The sequence below is a fragment of the Actinomyces bouchesdurhonensis genome (assembly GCF_900128465.1).
GTDB lineage: Bacteria > Actinomycetota > Actinomycetes > Actinomycetales > Actinomycetaceae > Pauljensenia > Pauljensenia bouchesdurhonensis.
The window spans coordinates 1-6,406 of sequence record NZ_LT635862.1 but is presented as its reverse complement, the minus strand read 5'-3'; the positions used below and the strand labels follow the sequence as shown (position 1 = coordinate 6,406).

Annotated in this window: 3 protein-coding genes and 1 pseudogene; all 4 read right to left on the bottom strand. The window is 64.8% G+C overall.

The genetic code is table 11. The features are described 5' to 3' along the window. Positions 1-122: 122 nt before the first annotated feature. Positions 123-1,646, bottom strand: a complete 1,524-nt coding sequence (gene glpK, locus BQ7477_RS00020; protein ID WP_073982337.1) for a glycerol kinase GlpK — start codon at positions 1,644-1,646, stop codon at positions 123-125. A 1,704-nt stretch (positions 1,647-3,350) separates the two neighbouring features. Then, positions 3,351-4,397, bottom strand: a complete 1,047-nt coding sequence (locus BQ7477_RS00015; RefSeq protein ID WP_073982336.1) for an aspartate-semialdehyde dehydrogenase — start codon at positions 4,395-4,397, stop codon at positions 3,351-3,353. Positions 4,398-4,542: 145 nt separating this feature from the next. Further along, positions 4,543-5,400: pseudogene (locus BQ7477_RS00010) on the bottom strand (aspartate kinase); the annotation flags it as partial. Then, complete coding sequence (locus BQ7477_RS00005) at positions 5,297-6,250, bottom strand: serine/threonine-protein kinase (protein ID WP_420884425.1); 954 nt, start codon at positions 6,248-6,250, stop codon at positions 5,297-5,299. The pseudogene BQ7477_RS00010 and the gene BQ7477_RS00005, both read right to left, overlap by 104 nt. Positions 6,251-6,406: the final 156 nt, after the last annotated feature.

Sequence of the window (6,406 nt, the reverse complement as noted above, 5' to 3'; positions counted from 1 at the left end):
CCTCATCCGCGACGCGGGCGGGCGCGTCCACACCGAATCCTTCTAGCCCCTCACCGCCCCTCACACGGCGAGGCCGGGACCGCTCGCGCAGCCCCGGCCTCGTCCCTACGTCAGGCACGTGATCACAACACGTCGTCATCCACCCAATCCAGGGTGCGGGTGACAGCCTTCTTCCACAGGCGGTAAGTGCGGTCGCGCTCGGCGGACTCCATGGTGGGCTTCCAGCGCTTGCCTTCCTGCCAGTTGGCGACGACATCGTCGGTGCTCTCCCAGTAGCCAACCGCCATGCCGGCCGCGTAGGCGGCACCCAGGGCGGTCGTCTCAATAACCTTCGGGCGGACGACGTCCACGCCACACAGGTCGGCCTGGAACTGCATGACCAGGTCGTCGTGCGTCATGCCGCCGTCAACCTTGAGCTCCTTGAGCGGCACGCCCGAATCGGCGTTCATCGCGTCGAGGACCTCGGCGCTCTGGAACGCGGTCGACTCCTCGACGGCGCGGGCAATGTGGCCCTTGTTGACGAAGCGGGTCAGGCCCACGATCGCGCCGCGCGCGTCCGAACGCCAGTAGGGGGCGAACAGGCCGGAGAATGCGGGGACGAAGTACACGCCACCGTTGTCCTCGACCGTGGAGGCCAGCGCGCCAATGTCAGAGGACTTGACGATCATGCCCAGGTTGTCGCGCAGCCACTGCACGAGCGAACCGGCCACGGCGATCGAGCCCTCGAGCGCGTAGACGGCCGGCTGATCGCCCAGCTTGTAGGCCACGGTCGTGAGCAGACCGTTGTCGGAGAAGACGGGCTCCGTGCCGGTGTTCATAAGCATGAAGCAGCCGGTGCCGTAGGTGTTCTTCGCCATGCCCTTCTCGAAGCAGGCCTGGCCGAAGGTGGCTGCCTGCTGGTCGCCGAGGATGCCGGCGATCGGAGTGTCAACGAGGAGGCCGTTCTTGCGGCCGTAGCCGTAGATCTCGGAGGAGGACTTGATCTCGGGGAGCATCGACATCGGGATGCCAAAGATCTCGCAGACGTCCTCGCGCCACTGAAGGGTGCGGATGTCCATGAGCATGGTGCGCGAGGCGTTGGTGACGTCCGTGCAGTGCACGCCGCCGTTGATGCCGCCCGTCAGGTTCCACAGGACCCAGGAGTCGGTGTTGCCGAAGTACAGGTCGCCGGCCTCGGCGCGCTCGCGAGCGCCCTCGACGTTATCCAAGATCCACTTGATCTTCGAGCCGGAGAAGTAGGGGGACAAACCCAAGCCGCAGATCTGACGGAAGCGATCCGGACCCTCGTCGCCCTCGAGTTCCTTGACGATGTCGGAGGTACGCATGTCCTGCCAGACGATCGCGTTGTAGACGGGTTCGCCGGTGTTTTTGTCCCATACGACAGTGGTTTCACGCTGATTGGTGATGCCGATGGCGGCCAGCTGATGGCGGTTGATCTCTGCCTTCTGCAGAGCCTCGGCGACGACGGTGCGAGTGGTGTCCCAAATTTCGATGGGGTTGTGCTCAACCCAGCCCGGATTCGGGAAGATCTGGGTGAACTCCTGCTGGCCGACCGCGACGATCTCGCCGGCGTGGTTGAAGATGATCGCACGAGTCGAGGTGGTGCCCTGGTCGATGGCGAGAACGAACATTTCGGGGGTGGTCATGAGTGTCCTTTCGGAAGTTTTGTCACGTCGTTGTGGGGGCCGCGCGTGGCCACCAGCGCGGCGTACGGGACGTCTGCGTCCCACCAGATGATTGGTTCCCCGGCGGCGGGGATGGCGCGGGCGAGGCCGTGCCAACACCAGACTCGCCACATCACGACGATACTCCGGTGTAAAACGACGACGAGTTCCCATAACAGGCACCTCACTTTCCGCAGGCACACACACCCGCTTAACGAAGTGTCAACAACACAAGCCTAACCCCAAATGCACCAGATAGCACTGCATCGCACTGGCAACTAAGCAGTGCACTGTCCGCCCAAGTAGTGCAATGCCCCCGAGGAACAAACGCGATCGCGAAAAGGAGACCCCGTCCCATAATTCCGCATGCAATTCCAATTCAGCCCGACCCCACACCAACGCAGAATCCGCAGAATAGCAACGATCAGACTTCAAACCGTCAGCAAGAGCCCGGACATACTCCCGATGCCGAGCCTGACACGCCTCACGACGGGAGGGGTACTCAACCCCCTGAAAAACACGACCAACACCAGCCACAACGAACTCCTTCACCAAGATCCGTTGCAACCACCACTAGAACCTAGAATCTCGCACGTAATTCGATTGAGCGAAGTTTCAACAAAGTCCGAAAACGTTGCAATTCCAACGATCACAATTCAAATCCTGAAATAGTCCCAGGGGAATTACGTGCGAAATTTCTGAGACGGCGGCGGGGCCTGGCCAGGCTTCGAAACACGGCACCAAGCCACCGATCAGCGACACAAGCCCCACTGGTATGGAGGGCGCCGTAGGATCCGGAGGACCAGGGCAGGCTTCGAGATCAACCACTCCGAGCGATAGCAAAGCGTGTGGCGATCTCGCGGGAGGCCGGGCCCGACGGCGCCCGCAACAGCAGCGGCACCACGAGCAACATACGCGGGTAGGGCACCGCCCACCAGCACACACAGCGGCCAGGCCGGGCTTCGAGACGACGCGCCGAGCGAAGCTCGCTGCGCGGACGGCGAGCAGGCCACCAGCACACACAGCGGCCNAAAAACACGACCAACACCAGCCACAACGAACTCCTTCACCAAGATCCGTTGCAACCACCACTAGAACCTAGAATCTCGCACGTAATTCGATTGAGCGAAGTTTCAACAAAGTCCGAAAACGTTGCAATTCCAACGATCACAATTCAAATCCTGAAATAGTCCCAGGGGAATTACGTGCGAAATTTCTGAGACGGCGGCGGGGCCTGGCCAGGCTTCGAAACACGGCACCAAGCCACCGATCAGCGACACAAGCCCCACTGGTATGGAGGGCGCCGTAGGATCCGGAGGACCAGGGCAGGCTTCGAGATCAACCACTCCGAGCGATAGCAAAGCGTGTGGCGATCTCGCGGGAGGCCGGGCCCGACGGCGCCCGCAACAGCAGCGGCACCACGAGCAACATACGCGGGTAGGGCACCGCCCACCAGCACACACAGCGGCCAGGCCGGGCTTCGAGACGACGCGCCGAGCGAAGCTCGCTGCGCGGACGGCGAGCAGGCCACCAGCACACACAGCGGCCTACCCGACGGCGCCCGGAACACCAGCGAGGCAACAAGCACCACAAGCAACCACGCAACGCAAACGCGCGGCAGCCCGCCAGGGCCGCCGCGCGTTCACGCAACTAGTTCGTACTCGACACCGTCGAGCGGCCAGCCACTCAGCGCAGTCGAGCGGCCACGACCTTGGCGACCTGGACCGCATTCAGGGCGGCGCCCTTGCGCAGGTTGTCACCAGAGACGACCAGGATGAGGCCACGCTTGCCGTCGACCGCCTGATCCTGGCGGATGCGGCCCACGAGGACCTCGTCGCGGCCGGCGGCCTCGAGCGGGGTCGGCACGTCCACGACGCGCACGCCAGGGGCGTTCGCCAGCAGGGCGCGCGCCTGGTCGGGCGTGATGTCGCCGGCGAACTCGGCGTGAATGGTCAGTGTGTGGCCCGTGTACACGGGGACGCGCACGCACGTGCCAGACACGGCCAGGTCGGGGATATGCAGGATGCGGCGCGACTCGTTGCGCAGCTTCTGCTCCTCGTCAGTCTCCTCGCTTCCGTCGTCTACGATCGAGCCGGCGAGCGGCACGACGTCGAAGGCGATGGGCGCAACGTAGACGCCGGGCTCGGGCAGGGTGACGGCGCGGCCATCCAGGGCCAGCGCTGCCAGGTCTTGAGCAGCACCGGCCTCGATCTGGCCGGTCAGCTCGGCGACGCCCGCGCGACCCGACCCGGAGACGGCCTGGTAGGAGGACACGAAGAGACGCGTCAGACCACCCGCAGCGTCCACGAGAGGCTTGAGGACGGGCATGGCAGCCATGGTCGTGCAGTTGGGGTTCGCGATGATGCCCTTGGGACGGTTATCGACATCGTCGGGGTTGACCTCGGACACGACGAGCGGCACCTGAAGGTCCTTACGCCACGCGGAGGAGTTGTCGACGACGACCGCGCCGGCGGCCGCGAACTTGGGGGCGTACTCGCGCGACGCCGTGGCGCCCGCGGAGAACACCGCAATGTCAATGCCCGAGTAGTCGGCCGTCGCTACATCCTCGACGACGACGTCCTGTCCCTTCCACGGCAAGGTCGAACCCGCCGAGCGCGCGGACGAGAAGAAACGAATCGTCTCAACCGGGAAACCCCGCTCCTCCAGCAAGGTGCGCATGACTCGGCCGACCTGGCCGGTGGCGCCGACGACGGCAACATTAAAACCACTCATGGTGTTCTCCTTGTGTTGGTGCGCGCGCCCATACGACGGGGCGAACGCTGGGTGAAATCTATGGGAACGAGGCCCGCCACCAAACCCGGGAAAGTCGAAACCGCGCGGAAACAGCGGAAGCAGCCCGGGCCTCGTCGATGAACGATCAGCGGCCTGTGCCACCGTAGACGACGGCCTCGGTTTCGGATGCGTCCAGGCCAAAGGCCGTGTGGACGGCCTTCACGGCGCGGTCAAGGTCGTCGAGGCGGGTGACGACGGAGATGCGGATCTCGGAGGTGGAGATCAGGTCGATGTTGATGCCCGCGTCGGACAGGGCAGAGAAAAGGCGCGCGGAAACACCGGGGTTGGTGCGCATGCCGACGCCGACGAGGCTGAGCTTGCCAATGTTCGGGTTGTAGCGCAGCTCGTCGAAACCGATCTCGTCGTGGTGTGCTTCCAGCGCGTCGAGGGCTTTTTGCGCGTCACCGTCGGGCAGGGTGAACGTGATGTTGGCCTTCGTGGGGTCGGAGATCGGCAGGTTCTGGACGATCATGTCGATGTTGGCACCGACCTCGGCGACGACAGCAAAGACTCGGGCGGCGACGCCGGGACTGTTCGGCACGCCGGTGACGGTGATCTTGTCCTGGGAGCGGTCGTGAGCGATACCGGAGATGACGGGCTTTTCCATGGCGTTTTCCTCTGGGGACTTCAAGGCGGCGTCGGGCACGAGGCCCTTGAGTTCGGGGTTTGCGGGGGAGTCAGAGATCCAGGTGCCGTTCTTTTCGGAGAACGAGGAGCGCACGTGCAGGGGAACCCCGTAGCGGCGGGCGAATTCGACGGCCCGCAGGTGGAGGATCTTGGCGCCGTGCGCGGCCATTTCCAGTGTCTCTTCCTGGGTGAGGGTGCGCAGGCGATGGGCCTTAGGGACGATGCGCGGGTCGGCGGAGAAGAGGCCGTCGACGTCCGTGTAGATTTCGCACACGTCGGCGTGGAGGGCGGCAGCCAGGGCGACGGCGGTCGTGTCGGGCGGGGATTGGCACGGAAGGCTGGACGGGGGTGCGCACTTCGGTGGGACGCTGCGCGGCCTTGGGTAGCGGCAGCGGGCGGGGCGTGACGGAGATGCCCATCGCCTTGGCGGCTGCGGCGATCTCACGGACGGCGGCGGAACCGGATTCGGGGCGTTTGGCGGGATCCTTTTCCAGGAGGTGCAAGATGACGTCAGCGAGCGGCTCGGGGACGAAGTCCGGCAGGGGTGGAACAGGGTCGTTGACGTGCGCGAACGCAATGTCGACCTGGGTTTCGCCCGTGAAAGGGCGGCGACCGGCCGCGGCCTCGTAGGCGATGACGCCGAGGGCGTAGAGGTCACCGGTCGGTGTCGCGATCTCGCCCATGGCCTGTTCGGGCGGCAGGTACTGGGCGGTGCCCATGACCATGCCGGCGGCGGTGAGATTAACCTGGTCTCTCGCGCGGGAAATACCAAAATCGGTCAGCTTCACCATGCCGTCGGGCCGGACGAGGATGTTCGCGGGCTTGATGTCGCGGTGCACGACACCGGCCCGGGCTGCTGCGCCGAGGGCCATCGCAACCTGGATGAGGATGGGCATCAGGTATTCAGGTTCAATGCGCGAGCCGCCCCGCAGGTAGTCCGTCAGAGGGTAACCGTCGACAAGCTCCATAATGATCCAGCCGATGCCGTCTTCTTGACCCGAGTCCTGCGTGTTCGCAATGTTCGGATGAGAGATAGACATCGAGTTGCGGGCTTCCAAGCGCAGGCGGGAGAGCGAGAGCTCCTCGCCTGCAAGCTCCGGGCGTAGGACCTTCGCGGCGACGATATGGCCGCTGACGCGGTCGCGCGCCTTCCACACTTCGCCCATGCCGCCCTGGGCGATGGGAGTGAGGAGCGTGTAGCGGCCACCGAGTACGCGCCCGGCCCCGGAGGTCATTCGTTGGACACTCACTTCAGCCCCGCTTCCAGGACCGCTCGCGCGATCGGTCCGGCGACGTCACCGCCGTGCGGCGTGGGGTCAGCG